Genomic DNA, 15,802 nt, shown 5'->3' with positions numbered 1-15,802 from the left:
TGCCTGTGTCGCCGTCGCGGCGGTATTCGCGTTGAATACGGTGAGCGGACGCCGTCGGGGTCACGCCTCTATGAGGCCGTCGCCGAGGCACATCAAGCCTGAGTGGCTACACCGTGCAGTCAGAGCATCATGGGCGCTCGATTGATGAGGGCTTGATTGCCACGGTGCCAGTCGATGATGCTGAACGTCTGCTTTACCTTGGAACGGCCGGCGTTGGCGGGATGATGCGTGATCGGAACCTTCTATTTAGCAAAAGTCCGATTTATTCAATAACGCTGGGCTGTCCAACGATTGGGCCGGATCGTCTACCGAGGCGGGCGGCCCATTTTATATTAGAAACCCGTCACATCCATGAGTTGATTATCGCTTGGTATAATTCGTGTAATCATTCGCTCTCTGCAGTCTAACGCTGAGGCATAGGCCAGCGCTACGGAGTATATTTGTCTGTGAGGTGTGATTATGCTGTAAAATGCTTCAAATTCTGACTCTATGGGTACAAACGGGTCGAAGGCGTGTAATGGAGTGATTGTGTTACTGTTTACCGCCGCCCGCCATGATGCCTTTGCTTGCTCACTGAGCTCAGCGCATAAGGATGTTCCAATATGCGCGACATAGCGCTTCCCGTGACTTTCGAATACAGAAACCCAGCAGCCTGACATTGGGCCTGTAAGTATATCGATGGTGCTTATCGGTGAGTATGTCACGGCGCCTTCAACCCATGGCAACCAGAGGAAGTTTCTGGATTGAGATTTTGCATGTGGGCCCTCAGCGATTAAACTGGTTTTTTGCCTATTGAAAAATGTTCCAGATTTTACGGATGTTTGAATATTATATATCATCCCCGATGCTTTTAAAAAATCAGGAGGGAGGCCAGGATCGGGTGCGGTGCATGAGTTATTAAACCCGTCAAGAATAATGCGGCGATTTGGGACGATCTTTTTTAGCATTTTGCTACCCTCGACATTAGTTGGTTTAACATGCCGTTAACATAAGCGCTATCGATGACGCTTGCTTTTGTTTTTCTGTAGACAGTTCTATAAAACTGTCTATTGCTATTAACCGCGGGGAGCGCGTGCTCTCTGAGTTTTTTAGAAAAAATTCATTACTATTGATTATTGAATCTGCATATGAAAAAAAGTTGACAGGGGAAATAGAGGGCTATAGCTTTAAGTTTAGAAAATAAACATATATACATCTGACATTTATTCCAAAATCAACGTGGTTAGATAATATACTCTACTTTGCGATAACCCCAAAGAGACCAAGGTGAGACGATAACGGCATCGATTAGCGATGCACTCGATCAACAGGGGGTGATGGTAATAGGTCATAGGATGAGTGAAGGCTTTGCCGTCAATATCGATATCGGTAAAGATTGGGGGGGTGTAAGGTGCACCAATTATCTATTGATATTAACATGGAATAGACTTTTAAGCGAAGTGCTTATAATGGCATAGACACTAACTTTAACTATCAGAGGTGAGGCCGAAAATGGATTTTTTCTACAAGGTAGAGATGTTTAACCAATGGAGACCTGGCGTCGGTGGCGTTATTGATCTTAACTGCGGGTGGTATTGCCAAGATGCGTTGTTAAAATGGTATTGCAAAAAAAACTACTTGCCAAGTGATATCTTCACCAAGACTGCAAAGTGTAATAGGATGAGCTTCGGCTTTGATCCGGAGGAAAGCTTTTGCCAAAAGATTAACATCATTAATAAGCCAGAAAAATATAAAGAAGAGTTACTGCGCCACGGACCCATTATTGCCGCTATAAAGTCAAGAATACCGGGGTTAAACCTTGGGCATTATGTGCTAATCGTCGGGGTTAGAGTTAAGCAGAATGAGATTATCATATATAACCCGCTAAGTATAAATCTACATAGCGTTAGAAAATCGAAGCCAACGGTAATGAAGTTTAAACAGTTCATGGCGATCTTGGAAGGCACACTAATCCTTAATCAATTCTCCGTAAACTGCGCAATGAAAATGCAACCATTGCTTGAGCCAAATTAAATGGCTATTTTTGCTCAGCTCAATCATGGGGCGCGATCAGCGATCGGCGCGAATGACCGCCTCCCTTTGCTCCGTGTCAGCACATTTATGTCAATGCTATATATAAGATTAATTTGCTGATGATACATGGAATCCTTGCCTGGTTAACGATAGCCTATCGCGTGCAGTCCTGCGGTATTGATAATAAAGCATGGTGTGCTTCTTAAGCGCTGTTCATGAGAGCATGAAGGATAAAAGAAACAGAAGATCACGATTCTTTTATCCTGTGTATTAACGATACTCAGCGTGCATTTGTGGGCGCAGTTAAGCGTGCTGCGCCGATCTTATGCTGTAAAATAAAGAAACCCGCATAGGCAGGAGAAGCATTCGCTGGAATATCTAACTTTGCCACATTCAACGCATAAATGGTAATTTGGTAGTTATGGGGCTTTGCTCCAGCCGGAGGGCAAGCGCCGCCAAAGCCATCATAGCCGAAATCATTACGTAGCTGAATGGCGCCCTTCGGTAAAGTCTGGCTATTTTTTACCCCGGTATTTTCAGATAGATGGTGTACATTAGCGGGTATATTGATCATCATCCAATGCCACCAACCGCTTCCTGTGGGAGCGTCCGGGTCATACATGGTCAGCGCAAAACTCTTTGTTCCCTTAGGAATGTCGGTCCATGTTAGCGCCGGCGACTCATTCTTTCCCGTACATCCCCAACCGTTAAAGATTTGCGCATTCTGTAGCCCCTGGCTATTTTCTACCGTTGGGCTACTCAACTCCATTGCATGAGCGCTTAGACTAAATAAACCACATAGTATTAATGCTCTAGAGAGATTTTTTTGGTAAACATAAGCTTATCTCCATCGGTGCGACTGTTATTGGCCATTATTATGTGATAATAATATGGGCCGGAATGCATAGGATCTGATTTTTTAACGCAATAAATTAATCAGCAAGGCGTAGTGGGTAACGGATGATGATGAGATAGTGCATGGTGATACTCCATGATAATTACTCAACTGAAGCAAGCCGCATCAGTCACCTTATGAAAATAGTTCTTCCAACGCCGTGGGTGAGAACATGTCAATTCTTATAGCGAGAGATGCTTGATCGTTATGAGTGATATGGCTGGCCATATCCTCTATGCTTAATACTAATTGTCAATGATAATAATATATTTATTGTTGGCTGCAGTTAAGGGCACGTCATGAAGTATGAACGTGTCCTTAACCAATGCGTACTTTTCCCGCCTGTTAATATAAAATGCTATTGCGAAGATAAAAATAACCGTCTAGCAACATTCTAGCGGTGCGGTTTACGACTGATTTTGATAGTTTATATCCACCATCCTCTTGGATGACGGCGGTATCGATAAAGATAATTCCACTGGGATGGCCGATGTTCAAGCGTTCACGCTGATGAGCATGTAATGGTAATATATCATGGACTAACGTACCAGGAATACGTGCAGCGGCGCCTAATGCAATAGTCCCCGTAACAGGGTGAGCCTTATGCATCGTTTGCATAAAAACTAAGCGTGAAATAATATCGCAGTCGGGCTCGTCAATATCCCTACCGTTAAATGTAGTGTGCTTCTTGGGGGCACTAACGATTGAAAAGAACGGTGCAAAAGGAATCGTATTCGCAGCGTTGCGCCAATCGTCAACTAATCCTATCTTTTGTGCTGCCTTACCCCTAATTTCTTCAATTAGATTCATTCTGTCTGGATCGGCAATGATTTCAGCCGGTGTTTCTGTGCCCTGTAGACCTAAATCGGATGAGGAGATAAAAACAGTGACGTTACCCGCATCAACAATAGAAACTTTATATTTTCTATCCCTACATTCAATAACGTCATACGGCTGTCCGGTAGGCAATAGGCATCCGGTGGTAGCACCGCCGCTATCGGCCCAATCTAACTCAACGTTAGCAGCCGTTCCCGGCACACCATCAATCTGCAATTCACCATCAACGCTGGGCATCCCATTTTTAACAGGAACATGGGCGATTAGAATACGTCCCGTATTGACCATATGGATACGTATAGTGGTAATCGGCTCTTGAGCCTGCACTAGGCCTTTATGGATGGCAAAACACCCGACAGCAGAGGAGATGTTACCGCAATTGCCTTTATAGTCGATAAAAGCATCGGTAATGCTTACCTGGCCAAAAATATAGTCAACATCGGCATCCGCTCGGCTTGACGGAGAGATAATGGCAAGCTTGCTGGTCAGCGGGTCAGCACCGCCCAGACCATCGATTTGACGCAGATCCGGACTACCAAAAACGGATAAAATGATCCGATCTCTTAACGCCTCATCATCCGGCAAGGCATTTTTCATAATAAAAATACCTTTGCTGGTTCCCCCTCTCACAATAGATACGGGAAACAGCGTTGTTTCAGTTTGCATGATTAGCTCCTACTTTTTTTAAATAGTTTACCAATCCCCCGGCGCGGATCATCTCCATAATATTATCAGGTAGTTTGGTGCACTGATAAATCGTTCCCTGCGTTATGTTTTTAATCTCACCCTGAGTAATATCAATAACTAAATCATCCCCCTGATGAATCTCGCTTGCCTGATGTGTCGTTATTGCAGGAATACCAAGGTTAATGCAATTGCGATAAAAAATCCGAGCAAAAGAACATGCGACAACAGCCTGAATACCAAGGTATTTTAATGTTAAGGGAGAGGTCTCGCGGGAAGATCCTGAGCCAAGGTTATTTTCTGCGACAAAAATATCACCCACTCTAACCTGACTGGCAAAATCAGGATTGACCGCTGACATGCAATATGGAGCAGCATCTTTAATGCTTAGTTCCATATATTGAGGAGGTGAGATAATATCCGTGTTTATATTATCACCGAATTTCCAAACCTTACCTCGAATATGATTGTTCATTATCTCTTCCTCACATAAAGTTTTGCGGTGAAGCTATATATCCGGTTAATGCTGCTGCTGCTACAGATAGCGGTGATGCCAGGTAAATATTTGATATTTTGCTTCCCATGCGGCCAATAAAGTTCCGGTTACTGGCAGAAATGCATGTTTCATCATCAGCTAACAGACCGGAATGTAGGCCGACACAGACGCCACAGGTTGGAGCAAGAATGGTCGCGCCGGCATCAGCAAGAGTGCTTAGGATCCCATCATGACTGGCTTTTTGCCATATTTTTTGTGATGCCGGGGAGACGAGGAAGCGGATACCACTGGCTATTTTTTTACCTTTCAAAAAATTGGCTGCCGCTTCTAGGTCACTATAACGACCACCGGTGCATGAGCCGAGGTAAGCCTGATCGATTTTTTTTCCGGCAACATTGATAATGTCTGTCACATTATCCACATTATGCGGGCAGGCGATTTGCGGAGGCAGATCCTCAGCATTAAAGTGGAGCGTGTTAATATAGTGTGCATCGGCATCAGGTTGATATATTTTATATTGTTTGGCGCTAATGCCCATACTCTCCAAGTATTCCTGAGCCAGTCTATCAACTGGCATCAAACCGACTTTAGCACCCATTTCGACGGCCATGTTGGTGATGGCCATACGCTGTTCAATTGGCATATCAGCAAATGTTGAACCACAGAACTCAACTGAATGATAGGTCGCCCCAGCATGGCCGATACGGCCGATCGTTTTCAATGAGATGTCTTTGGCCATCACTCCCGGCTGGAGTTTACCATTCCATTCGACCTTCTGGGTTTCAGGCACCTTTAGCCAGGTTTTCCCTGTGACTAAGATCCCCAGCATCTCCGTAGAGCCGACGCCACTGGCGAAAGCACCAAGCGCTCCCCCCATGCAGGTATGTGAATCTGTTCCCAGAATCAAAGTACCCGGAAGAACATGCCCTTCTTCAACCATGATCTGGTGGCATGGCCCTTTAAATTCATGATAATTACTGATGCCGTGGTCTCGGGACCAATCCCTGGTAAATTTGACAATGTCAGCCTGTCGGGTATTCGCCGGAGGTGTGTAGTGATCCGAGATAACAACGACACGATCGCGGTACAGAATTGGCATCTTGAGCATTTCCATCTGCTCTGCAATCTGCACCCGAGGCCCGAGGATGTCATCCATCATCGCCTTATCCACATTAACCCAAACGACATCACCAGCACTGACCTCTGTAACGCCAGCCTTTTCCGCGATAATTTTCTCAGCAATTGTTTTGCCCATACATCCTCACTCTAGCAGGGCAGTTTAACTATGGAAACCGCCCTTACATAACATATTAGTTAAAAGGAGAATTCGTCATAGCGTCTGGCTTTTACCAACATACCACTGATAGAGCATGGTACGAGTTCCCGGATTTGATTGGCAACATCTAAAAGCTTGGCTAAATCAATATTGCTGTTAATTTCCATGCGATTTAGCATGTTGACTAAATCTTCTGTTGCCGCGTTTCCGGCCGCACCCGGCGCAAAGGGGCATCCTCCCAGTCCACCGATAGCGCTTTCAAAGCGGTCAACCCCCTGCAGCATGGCGGCATAGATGTTTGCCAGAGCCATCCCATGGGTATTATGGAGATGTAGTGCTAGCTGAATATCAGAAAAATTCTTCTTGACTTCATGTAGTAAAGTTTCGACTTGCCGCGGGTTAGCAACACCGATGGTGTCGCATAAGGTGAAGCTATTGATACCAATATCTCGGGCGGCACGCATTAATGTAATAACATCATCGACGGGTACTTTACCCTGGAATGGGCAGCCAAAAGCCGTTGCAACACCTAAGGTCACATCTGCCTCTGGAAAGTTTTTCTTTAATTCACATAATGCTTCAAATGACTCCTGTGGAGTCCGATTCATATTTTTTTTATTATGTAGAGGACTTGCTGAAATAATATAGTTAACTTTTCTGATGCCGCATGAAAGCGCACGCTCCGCGCCCTTTACGTTTGGAATTAGCGCCATGATATTAACATCAGTGTTTTTTGCCATGGCAACAGCGTATTCTGCAACTATCGCAGCATCCTTCATTTGAGGAATCGCTTTCGGGCTAACGAATGACGTTACTTCGATATTTTTTACACCACTGCGAAAAATCCCTTCAACTATATTGATTTTAGTTTCTGTTGGAATCCATTGCTCAATGTTTTGAAATCCATCACGTGGACTGACTTCAGTTAGCGTTACCGATGCCGGCAGGCTAAATAATGAACCGGTTGCAGCATTCATTTTTATAGTGCCCCCTTGTTGGCCAGTGCATTGACTTCTTCAATACTCAACCCAAGGTATTTCTGCAGAATTTCTACATTGTGTTCCCCCAGCTGAGGTGAGGACTCCGGCTGTACGTAATGATCTTCGCTAAGCTTAATTGGGTTGCCGGTAACTTTAATTTTCCCCGCGATCGGGTGTTCCATATCTACAAACATCTCACGGACATTGGCGATATGATGGTCATTAACGACGCGATCAATGGTATTGATTGGGCCAGCGGGAACACCAACGTCAAGGATCATATTGGTGGCGGTATCGATAGTTTTATCACTCAGCCATTCTTCAATGATTTCTTTCAGCGCGCTGTGATTTTTTACGCGCAGAGGGTTAGTCTGGAAACGCGGATCATCAATCAGATGAGGCATATTCATCAGATGGCAAAGGGCATGATACAGCTTATCGTTACCGGCCCCGATAACCATGCTTCCATCCGAGCATTTAAAGGAGTCGTACGGGTAGATCGATTCATAACGGTTACCGTTACGCCCAGGGAGACGACCGGAGCTTAAATAGATCTGATTAATGATTTCGAGTCCAGCGACGACGGAGTCAACCAGGGCAACATCCACTTTTTGTCCTTCGCCCGTCATTCTTGCACGATGCTCTGCGGCGAGAACGCCTACCGTCATAAACAAACCTGCGAGGACGTCAGAAATTGCGGTACCACATCGGGTAGCTTCGCCACCTGGCCAACCCGTGGTACTCATCAATCCCCCCATTGCTTGACCGATGATGTCGTAACCAGCACGTTTTGAATAAGGGCCATAGTGACCGAATCCCGATACACAGCCATATACGAGGCGAGGATTAATTGCTTTTAATTTTTCATAGCCAACGCCTAGTTTTTCCATGGTACCTGGGCGGAAGTTTTCAATAAGAATATCTGCTTTGGCGACTAGTTTCAGGAAGATATCAACACCATCGGGATCTTTCAGGTTGATCGTCATCCCTTTTTTATTACGGTTTAAGTTCATGTAATAAGCACTTTCGCCATTAATAAATGGGGCAAAAGAGCGGCTGTCATCGCCATGAACCGGCGTTTCTATCTTGATCACCGTGGCACCCATATCAGCTAGTAACATCCCACTGAAGGGGCCTGCTAACACACGTGTCAGATCCAGTACCACCAGGTCACTGATTGTTTTGTTGCTCATAGCGCATCACTCTCTATAGGTGTTTGTTGATGATGTCATTAAGGTTGCAGATATCATGCCAACTTTTAATGCAATTAGAGTTTGTTGTAATATGTTGAAAACTATTGATTTTTTGATTTTGAGAAAAAAGGGGAGAGGGATATGCCTATAACAATATCGTTATCTATAAAACAATTTTGTTATGTGTCTGGATTCTGGTATCAACGCCAGCGCGAGACTGGGGCAATATTCTGCCTACTCTACAGGCGCGGTTTTTATTGGCGTTAATGTGTCTTTATAACATTTACGGACAGGTTAACAGTACACACCCCTGCGAGCGGAGATGATATATTGGTTTCTTTTTCTAATATATTGCTTGATGTATTTTCAGTGAATAATAGCCTTGTTGCTAGAGTTGGTGGCGATGAGTTTCTCGTCATCGTTAAGGCGGTTGAAGGTCGTGCTCATATTAAAAAACATATCTGTGATATCAGGGTGCTAGTTCATACTGCGTTTAACAATTATATGGATATTGGATTCGATTTTTCACTGGGCTATTGTGAATTTAAGACCAGTCTTGAAAAGACGCCCGCTGAGGTTGATCGTTTAATGTATAAAAATAAATTAGAAAAGAAAAATAATAAAGATGATAAATGTACAGAAAAGGTTAATGTTGTCATTGGTGAGCGGTATTATTTTCATTAACGGTGCTATAAATAGGGAGCATTTCTGTTTTTCTGTTTTTGAATGGGAGCAGGAAATCTATTGCGCGGTGATAGAGAGACCGTGATTGCTCATCTTAAGATTAAAAATTGCCATCCTAATCTAGGATGGCAATCTGTAGGGTGGGGAAAACGTTCTATCTTGTATTAATCAGGCATTTCACTATATTATGATTTTTGTGATGAAGCTACGGTGGTGGAAACTTTATTGCTTTTCTTCTTTGATGTCGCAAATATGATAATGATACCGCCAAAAATCAGCGTGACGCCCAGTAAATCTGTCGCGGATAACATATTTCCTAAAAAAATCATACCGGACATCATGGCAACTGCCGGAGCAGCAAGTGAGTTGATCGAGGCAATGTTAGCCGGGAGCTTGCTGGCAATAGCTGCCCAGCAGAACCAGCCTAATGCACTTACAACGATAGCGATATAGAGGAAAGATAAAATAAATGTCTGATTAAAAACAATCGGGGGATGTGGCATATACCATGCCAGTGCGATTAACGGAATGAGTCCATAAAGCATTTGCCATGCAGTAAGGTTTAATACATTGACGGTAGGATTCTTTTTAAGAATCCATTTGAGGATAAGCACGCTAATCCCCCAGGAGAGTCCACCCAGTAACGCCATGACAGAGGATATGACTTGTTTGCTTTCATTAATACTCCAAGGTGCGACCACGATGACAAAACCAATAATAGGAATAGAGAGTTTAATCGCCTGACTAATGGCTAATTTTTGCTTTAACACTAACGTGTTTAAGATAATAACCCAAATCGGCATTGAATAGGCTAACACCGATACTTTCCCGGCGCCGCCATGAGTTAGTGCAAAAACGGTCAGCGCAGTAAATCCAGTGGTTTGAGTCAATCCATAGAGTAGTGTTGGAAGGAACGGCGGCGGTGTCATTGACAGGCTTTTTCTTTTAATGAAAAGCGCGATGAACAATACGACGACACCCCCCGCTATCTTGAGTAGGCTTAGCATCCAGGCCCCCCCCATTACAGGGAGAGCATTCTTTGATACAACCCAGAAGTTACCCCAGACTAGCCATAGGACAACGAGAAGCAAATACGCTGTTTTTTTATCTTTAGACAGACCATCCATAATACCCTCACTCATTTATGTAATCGGAAGTGATTTGACGAAAAAGACGGAATGTATAAAGCACCTATCATGCCAATATTGCAACCAATTGAATATAAAGTCTTTTTGTTTTCCATTGGCGCGTGATGTAGAATGTTAATAACTTTTTTGTTATCGCTCGATCCCAAATTAGATATTAATATTTATGATGGTTGCGATCGAGATCACTATCGCTGTGCTAAGGCTAAATTAGCGTTTTTTATTTCCTTTCGGTGATGATAACATCGCTTAATGAAAATACGTTGGCATAGCGCAGAGCGGTTTTCTGCTTTTATATTTAGATCTCTTTCTTTATTATTGGCTGGCTACGGGGGAGTGCTCTGGTACTATTGAGTAATAATATGCAGACATGTTAACGTAGCCGGCGCGTACAACGCGTGGTCGCACTTATCTAACCTGTGGCGATGGATGTTATAAGTTTGCGCTGCATGCAATTCAGCGGGACAAAATAGCCATATAATCTATAACGTCGAACTGATGCAGTAGAACGTGGCGCTATAAATTTTTGCTTAAGCTGATATCAGCGGCTGGGTGTAGATAGCGCATGCGCCATCTCTACATTATCGATCGGTTACGCCTGTGTAATAACCTGTAGCTCTATCGTTTTCGTAAGATAATATACTGAATTGCTTACAGCTTGTCCCCGTTAGCGTTGATGTGTTTTAGCCTATAGTGGGGCATCATTTAGAGGAATCGCTATGGCTGTCCCGTTTCATTTTGCCTTTATCGCGCCTTACCCCCAGCTGGCAACGCTAGCGCAGCAGCAGGCTGATGCGCTGAACTGTCGTTTGACGGTGATTGATGGGGCTTTTGATAGCGTAGCTCGCCAGGTCTCCTGCTTACCCAAAGAGATCGCGGCGGTGATCAGTCGCGGCGGAACCGCGGAGAAAATCCGCTTATATACGCATAAGCCGGTCGTCTCAATTGAGACGAGCGCGCTCGATCTATTGGCGCTACTGCTGCCGCTGCGTGGGCAGGCCGCGACCATCGGGGTGATCAGCTATCGCCAGCCATTACCCGGGGTCGAACTGATTGCTCAGGCATTGGGGATGCGTATCTGCCAGGACGTATTCCATAGCCGGGAGGATATCGATGCCTTACTGCAGCGCGATGAGATGCGCAATTTGGATATTATCGTCGGGGGGATCCTCGTGGTGCGCGCTGCACAGCGTTTGGGGGTGAATGCGCGGTTGTTGACCGCGGATGAGGATGCGATTCATCGCGCGCTGCAGCAGGCGATATTGTTGGCGCAGGCGGAGGATGAAAGTCGTCACAAGGCCGCACAGTTGGACACGATGCTATCGACGATTGCCGAGGCACTGATTGTGACCGACGATCAAGATCGCATCATCCAGGTCAATCCGGCGGCGCTGAAGATCTTGCAGTGTGAGGTATCTGAAGTGATGGGACTGGAGATTCGCTCTCTGATACCCGATTCCCAAACCCAGGATGTATTAAGAAGCCAACAGAGCCAGCTTGGACAAGTGCTTGAGGTAAAAGGGGAAACCTTTGTGGCAAACCGAGTCCCCATTATCAGCCAAGGACGTAGCCTGGGCGTCGTCTGTACGCTGTCGGCCTCGCGTCTGATCCGCCACGCCGAGCACCGTCTCCGTGAGAAAGAGCGCCTCCGCCAAGGGTTTGTCGCGCGTTATAATATCGATGATATTCTGACATCATCGCCGAAGATGCAGGCGCTTAAAACGCTGGTGCTGCACTATGCGGCGACGCAGGCTAACGTATTGATACAGGGAGAGTCCGGTACCGGTAAAGAGCTGTTCGCTCAGAGTATTCACCGCAATAGTTCACGTAGCCATCGCCCCTTTGTCGCGATTAACTGTGCCGCCATTCCGGAAAACTTGTTGGAGAGTGAGCTGTTTGGCTATGTCGATGGCGCCTTCACTGGCGCGACCCGTAAGGGTAAGGCCGGGCTTTTCGAGCTGGCACATGGCGGTACGCTCTTCTTAGATGAGATCGGTGAATTGCCCTTGAATATGCAGACCAAGCTGCTGCGCGTTTTGCAGGAGAAAGAGATCATGCGTATTGGCAGTAACGAGGTCGTGCCTGTCGATGTCCGCATTATCACCGCAACCAATCAGGATCTGCAGGAGCTGATCGGTGAGCGTCTGTTTCGCAATGACCTGTACTATCGATTGAATACGCTTCATATTCAGATTCCACCTTTGCGTAGCCGAGATGATGATCTTTGCTTTCTGGGGCGTCGTTTTCTGCAAGAAATGGAATGTAGCTTAGCGGAGCCGCAAGAAAAGGCGCTTTTAGTGGCGCTGTGTCGGCATCCCTTTAATGGCAACGTCCGCGAGCTGCGGGCCATTATGGAGCGTTTTTCTATTCTATACCGCGTTTTCCCGGCGCTCTCACCGGCGCAGCTTTTGCAACGTTATTGCTTGACCGAGGAGACATCTCGCATAGATGAAAAAAACGGCGCTGAAGAGGGCGAGGTACTGACTTGCCAAGTCCCCTTGCTGGATGATTTCAAGTTAATGACTCACCATTGCCAATGTCAGATCATTCAGCACTATTTGGATAAAAATCAGCAAAACCATCAGAAGGTTGCACAGCAGCTAAAAATTAGCAAGATGAGTATATATCGTCATCTTCGGTGATATGAGAGGCTTACTGCCGTTGCACGGGCTACTGCCCCGTTGGGAAATATCAGCGCGCAGTACAACGCGGATGTCATGCTCGGCGGTGGTGCTTCCCTCTGAACGATAGTAACCCAGGTTGTCTTCGACATATTGAACGATGACGCGCTGCGATCATCCGCGATGCGGCGTGGACGCTCACCCCGCCTTTGCCGCCGTCAATACCTGCGACACCTTAGGCCGGCGCATCGGCGGAATATCCATCAGCGATGCGCCGTTATCTCGGGGATCGATCGGTTTTGCTCATTTTTTGATATCGGAGGCGCTCACCGACCGTGAGTGCGGGTGCTCTTCGCTGCTACTATGGGGGGCGATATCCATGACGTCTTACCCATTACGAGGTTTTTATGCGTTCTTCCTCCGGCAGTATTGTGCCCCGAGTGTCCCGCGATGGGGCCGAGCAGGGGGATGATGCGGATTTTATTCAGGGCGTTACGTGGCTCTCTTTTCCCGGTTATCCCGGCAGGATAGGCGCCTGCCGCTTCTCGCTCAGCCGCTATCGCGATGAGGGGGCATATCAAGGGATTGCGCTGCCGCTGTCGCTTCAGCAGGCGGCGCCGAAGCGGCAGGCCGAGTTTATTGCGGGACGCTGGGTCGCCCACCAGGTGATGACGGCGCTCGGGATTTGCGATGGCGTGATCGCCCGCGGTGCGGACCACGCCCCGCAGTGGCCGCCGGGCATTGCCGGTTCGATTAGCCACGCTGCCGGGATGGCGCTGTGCGCTGCGCACCCGACCTCGCGGCGCGGCGGCGTGGGGATCGACGTTGAAACCTGGCTTGCGCCGTCGCGCGCGTGCACCCTTCAGTCGGCGATCGCCCATCCACACGAGCTGGCTGCGCTGCTCGGCACTGCACCGGCTAGCCGTCTGCTCATCACGCTCCTCTTTTCGGCCAAAGAGAGTCTCTTTAAGGCGCTGTATCCCGAGGTGAAGCGGTGGTTTGATTTTCATGACGCCCAGATGACGGCTATCGATTGGCGCCGGCGGACCTTTCGCCTTACTCTGCTGACGTCGCTGGCGTCGGACTATCCGGCCGGTCGGTGTTTCCATGGGCAGTTTCTGAGCGATGATGAGGCGGTCATGACCCTGATTTACTGTTAGCGCCGGGCCAACGGGCAGGCGCGGCGCAGGTGCGCTGCACCTGCGAGCGTTCACGCTGAAAATGCGCTGATTTATCTGATCGCCGGGCGCAATACTACGTCGTCCAAAGGGTGAATATGTGTCGTGGCCCAGCGTCAAATAAATCGTTAAATATATTGTTGAAACAAATCGTTAGCGAGCATGTGGAATTAATTAAATTCACCCGGAGATATTTTCTCGGCCTGTTGAAATATTTTCAAACAAAACGGAAATCGTCCTAAAAATTACCGATAGCTTCGTTCACCTGGCTTCGTTGCATGATTGTTTAATTTGCTTGGTTATATTTATTACTGTCACCAACCAAAAGACGAGGTCATTATGAAAAAGCCATCTGACAGTAATTTAAAAAGAATCAAAGCAAAAACCATCGGCGGTGCTTTATCTCAACCTGCGGTCGAGCTCGCGGTGAGCGTTGACTATTTCGCAGAGAATAAGATATTTTTTGCCTTGAATAATTATGTTGAGGGGAAAATTCACAACCCTGGCGCAGGTGAAGCTTACCTTCCTGAGTATCATATTGAGGACGAGAAGGATGCCAGGATCGCGGAAGGCAGTATCAACGGTATCCGCGAGCCATTTGGTGAGGCATTTACCTATGCCACTGAGATTCTGGATAAATACGCTAATTACTATGGTGAACGGCTTTTTGATGGATTAGTTACGCTGTTGCTTGACAAGGATACGTCAATATATAAAGTGGCCGCTACAAGCTGGATGAATCAAGATAGGACAATATCAATAAAAGTCGGGAAGGATGATTTTTCATTCAAAACACTCAGCGATAGAAGTATTATTTATCATGAGGTTGGTCATGCAATAAACTATCAAGGCGTATTCGTGGATGAAAACTTTGCCGCGGCATTTGCTGAGGCCTGGTGTGACGTCTTCGCCTGCTTCTTTGTTAACCAAAATGTAAATAGTTTTGATGAAATTGATTGGTCTATCGGGACCGGGTATGTATACCCCAGCTTTGGCTCAGATAAAGTTCGCTCACTGGATCACCCAGAGAATGACGTGCCAAAGTCGACCACGCGAGTAGATCAAATCACACCAGATATGAAGCGTTACCAAAAAGGTGGGTTTATTAGATACTTCTATCACCAACTGGTGAAAAAATTATCGGCAACGATGGCGGTGCGTGAGGCGCTCAGTACCGCATATGATTTGTTTTATGATTTGAGAAAGAATGCTTTTAGTAAAAGTATGAAGCTGGAGGACTTCGCCGGCGACATCTACAAGTTATACAATAAATTTGGACACAAAGATAAAATACCGGAGCATGTGCTAGTTGAAGCGATGGATGATGTCGGTTTAGATCCGGTAGTCACCTATCGATTTTACAATGGCGGAGGATACGTAGCCAGGATACAGGTGGTCTATATCGATCAGCAGGGCGAGACCCACACTATTGATAGCCATCAGGTTTCCGTTGGTATTCCAACGGACGTGCAGATCCCCATTGTCGGCTCAGAGAGCTGCACGATATTTGTGCAGATCGATCTGGAGGGTTTTAAAACCTTTAAGCTCCTGTTCCCGGAAAGCTTCAAAAGCCAGTGGATAAAAAGCTGGGGCACCATATTCTCGCCGCAGGCGGAGATCTTCCCCTTTGAATAAGCGTCACATAGATAGATCGCCATGTTAAAACTAAACTGACAGGAAGATATCAATACTATTGACTCCTGTCAGTTTATCACTACGGCGGACTCCGCCATGCCGCGAGCGCTGAACCGCTGGCAGCATCTCCCCGAGCGTCAATACATTATCTCCTTATTCCCTACG

General features: G+C 46.5%; 13 protein-coding genes. 5 read left to right on the top strand and 8 right to left on the bottom strand.

The window, feature by feature from the left end; genetic code table 11:
• Positions 1 to 332: 332 nt before the first annotated feature.
• A complete protein-coding gene (locus L1P05_RS09755; RefSeq protein ID WP_146203337.1) occupies positions 333 to 947 on the bottom strand; it encodes a hypothetical protein in 615 nt (204 codons plus the stop codon).
• Between the two features lie 544 nt (positions 948 to 1,491).
• On the opposite strand from L1P05_RS09755, the gene L1P05_RS09750 reads away from it, so the two are divergent.
• Positions 1,492 to 2,013: a papain-like cysteine protease family protein gene (locus L1P05_RS09750; RefSeq protein ID WP_012848874.1), complete on the top strand. Its 522-nt coding sequence runs from the start codon at positions 1,492 to 1,494 to the stop codon at positions 2,011 to 2,013.
• A gap of 280 nt (positions 2,014 to 2,293) precedes the next feature.
• On the opposite strand, the gene L1P05_RS09745 is transcribed toward L1P05_RS09750, so the two are convergent.
• The 6 genes from L1P05_RS09745 to L1P05_RS09720 form a co-directional block, all read right to left on the bottom strand.
• Positions 2,294 to 2,782 carry a YbhB/YbcL family Raf kinase inhibitor-like protein gene (locus tag L1P05_RS09745; RefSeq protein WP_080514640.1) on the bottom strand — a complete coding sequence of 163 codons (489 nt, stop codon included), beginning with the start codon at positions 2,780 to 2,782 and terminating at the stop codon, positions 2,294 to 2,296.
• A 471-nt stretch (positions 2,783 to 3,253) separates the two neighbouring features.
• Positions 3,254 to 4,411, bottom strand: coding sequence for a 2-methylaconitate cis-trans isomerase PrpF family protein (locus L1P05_RS09740; RefSeq protein ID WP_012848872.1), 1,158 nt, complete (start codon positions 4,409 to 4,411; stop codon positions 3,254 to 3,256).
• A complete protein-coding gene (locus tag L1P05_RS09735) occupies positions 4,401 to 4,904 on the bottom strand; it encodes a LeuD/DmdB family oxidoreductase small subunit (RefSeq protein ID WP_015461669.1) in 504 nt (167 codons plus the stop codon). Before L1P05_RS09735 ends, L1P05_RS09740 begins: the two co-directional genes overlap by 11 nt.
• Positions 4,905 to 4,914: 10 nt before the next feature.
• Positions 4,915 to 6,180 carry a 3-isopropylmalate dehydratase large subunit gene (locus tag L1P05_RS09730; RefSeq protein WP_012848870.1) on the bottom strand — a complete coding sequence of 422 codons (1,266 nt, stop codon included), beginning with the start codon at positions 6,178 to 6,180 and terminating at the stop codon, positions 4,915 to 4,917.
• A 59-nt stretch (positions 6,181 to 6,239) separates the two neighbouring features.
• Positions 6,240 to 7,178 carry a hydroxymethylglutaryl-CoA lyase gene (locus tag L1P05_RS09725; protein ID WP_012848869.1) on the bottom strand — a complete coding sequence of 313 codons (939 nt, stop codon included), beginning with the start codon at positions 7,176 to 7,178 and terminating at the stop codon, positions 6,240 to 6,242.
• 2 nt (positions 7,179 to 7,180) lie between these two features.
• A complete protein-coding gene (locus tag L1P05_RS09720; RefSeq protein ID WP_015683391.1) occupies positions 7,181 to 8,374 on the bottom strand; it encodes a CaiB/BaiF CoA transferase family protein in 1,194 nt (397 codons plus the stop codon).
• A 330-nt stretch (positions 8,375 to 8,704) separates the two neighbouring features.
• On the opposite strand from L1P05_RS09720, the gene L1P05_RS09715 reads away from it, so the two are divergent.
• The gene (locus L1P05_RS09715; protein WP_012848866.1) at positions 8,705 to 9,058 is read left to right on the top strand and encodes a diguanylate cyclase domain-containing protein; all 354 of its coding nucleotides are present in this window, start codon (positions 8,705 to 8,707) and stop codon (positions 9,056 to 9,058) included.
• Positions 9,059 to 9,243: 185 nt separating this feature from the next.
• On the opposite strand, the gene L1P05_RS09710 is transcribed toward L1P05_RS09715, so the two are convergent.
• Positions 9,244 to 10,185, bottom strand: coding sequence for a DMT family transporter (locus L1P05_RS09710; protein WP_034167962.1), 942 nt, complete (start codon positions 10,183 to 10,185; stop codon positions 9,244 to 9,246).
• A gap of 833 nt (positions 10,186 to 11,018) precedes the next feature.
• Between L1P05_RS09710 and L1P05_RS09705 the strand changes: the two genes are divergently transcribed.
• From L1P05_RS09705 to L1P05_RS09695, 3 genes are all read left to right on the top strand, one after another.
• On the top strand, positions 11,019 to 12,845 hold the full coding sequence (locus L1P05_RS09705) for a sigma 54-interacting transcriptional regulator (RefSeq protein ID WP_231295910.1): 1,827 nt from the start codon (positions 11,019 to 11,021) through the stop codon (positions 12,843 to 12,845).
• Positions 12,846 to 13,231: 386 nt separating this feature from the next.
• Positions 13,232 to 13,984 (top strand): 4'-phosphopantetheinyl transferase family protein, encoded by a 753-nt coding sequence (locus L1P05_RS09700; protein ID WP_226081845.1) that lies wholly within the window; start codon positions 13,232 to 13,234, stop codon positions 13,982 to 13,984.
• Positions 13,985 to 14,341: 357 nt separating this feature from the next.
• Positions 14,342 to 15,637, top strand: a complete 1,296-nt coding sequence (locus tag L1P05_RS09695) for a M4 family metallopeptidase (RefSeq protein WP_015461660.1) — start codon at positions 14,342 to 14,344, stop codon at positions 15,635 to 15,637.
• The last annotated feature ends 165 nt before the right edge of the window (positions 15,638 to 15,802 follow it).

The organism is Edwardsiella piscicida, from assembly GCF_021733145.1.
In the GTDB taxonomy this organism is placed as follows: Bacteria; Pseudomonadota; Gammaproteobacteria; order Enterobacterales; family Enterobacteriaceae; genus Edwardsiella; species Edwardsiella piscicida.
This window is presented reverse-complemented; position numbering and strand designations above follow the sequence as displayed.

Coding starts and splice junctions, on each gene's coding strand:
- L1P05_RS09755 (WP_146203337.1), bottom strand. CDS start 947: ATGCTAAAAAAGATCGTCCCAAATCGCCGCATTATTCTTGACGGGTTT.
- L1P05_RS09750 (WP_012848874.1), top strand. CDS start 1,492: ATGGATTTTTTCTACAAGGTAGAGATGTTTAACCAATGGAGACCTGGC.
- L1P05_RS09745 (WP_080514640.1), bottom strand. CDS start 2,782: ATGGAGTTGAGTAGCCCAACGGTAGAAAATAGCCAGGGGCTACAGAAT.
- L1P05_RS09740 (WP_012848872.1), bottom strand. CDS start 4,411: ATGCAAACTGAAACAACGCTGTTTCCCGTATCTATTGTGAGAGGGGGA.
- L1P05_RS09735 (WP_015461669.1), bottom strand. CDS start 4,904: ATGAACAATCATATTCGAGGTAAGGTTTGGAAATTCGGTGATAATATA.
- L1P05_RS09730 (WP_012848870.1), bottom strand. CDS start 6,180: ATGGGCAAAACAATTGCTGAGAAAATTATCGCGGAAAAGGCTGGCGTT.
- L1P05_RS09725 (WP_012848869.1), bottom strand. CDS start 7,178: ATGAATGCTGCAACCGGTTCATTATTTAGCCTGCCGGCATCGGTAACG.
- L1P05_RS09720 (WP_015683391.1), bottom strand. CDS start 8,374: ATGAGCAACAAAACAATCAGTGACCTGGTGGTACTGGATCTGACACGT.
- L1P05_RS09710 (WP_034167962.1), bottom strand. CDS start 10,185: ATGGATGGTCTGTCTAAAGATAAAAAAACAGCGTATTTGCTTCTCGTT.
- L1P05_RS09700 (WP_226081845.1), top strand. CDS start 13,232: ATGCGTTCTTCCTCCGGCAGTATTGTGCCCCGAGTGTCCCGCGATGGG.
- L1P05_RS09695 (WP_015461660.1), top strand. CDS start 14,342: ATGAAAAAGCCATCTGACAGTAATTTAAAAAGAATCAAAGCAAAAACC.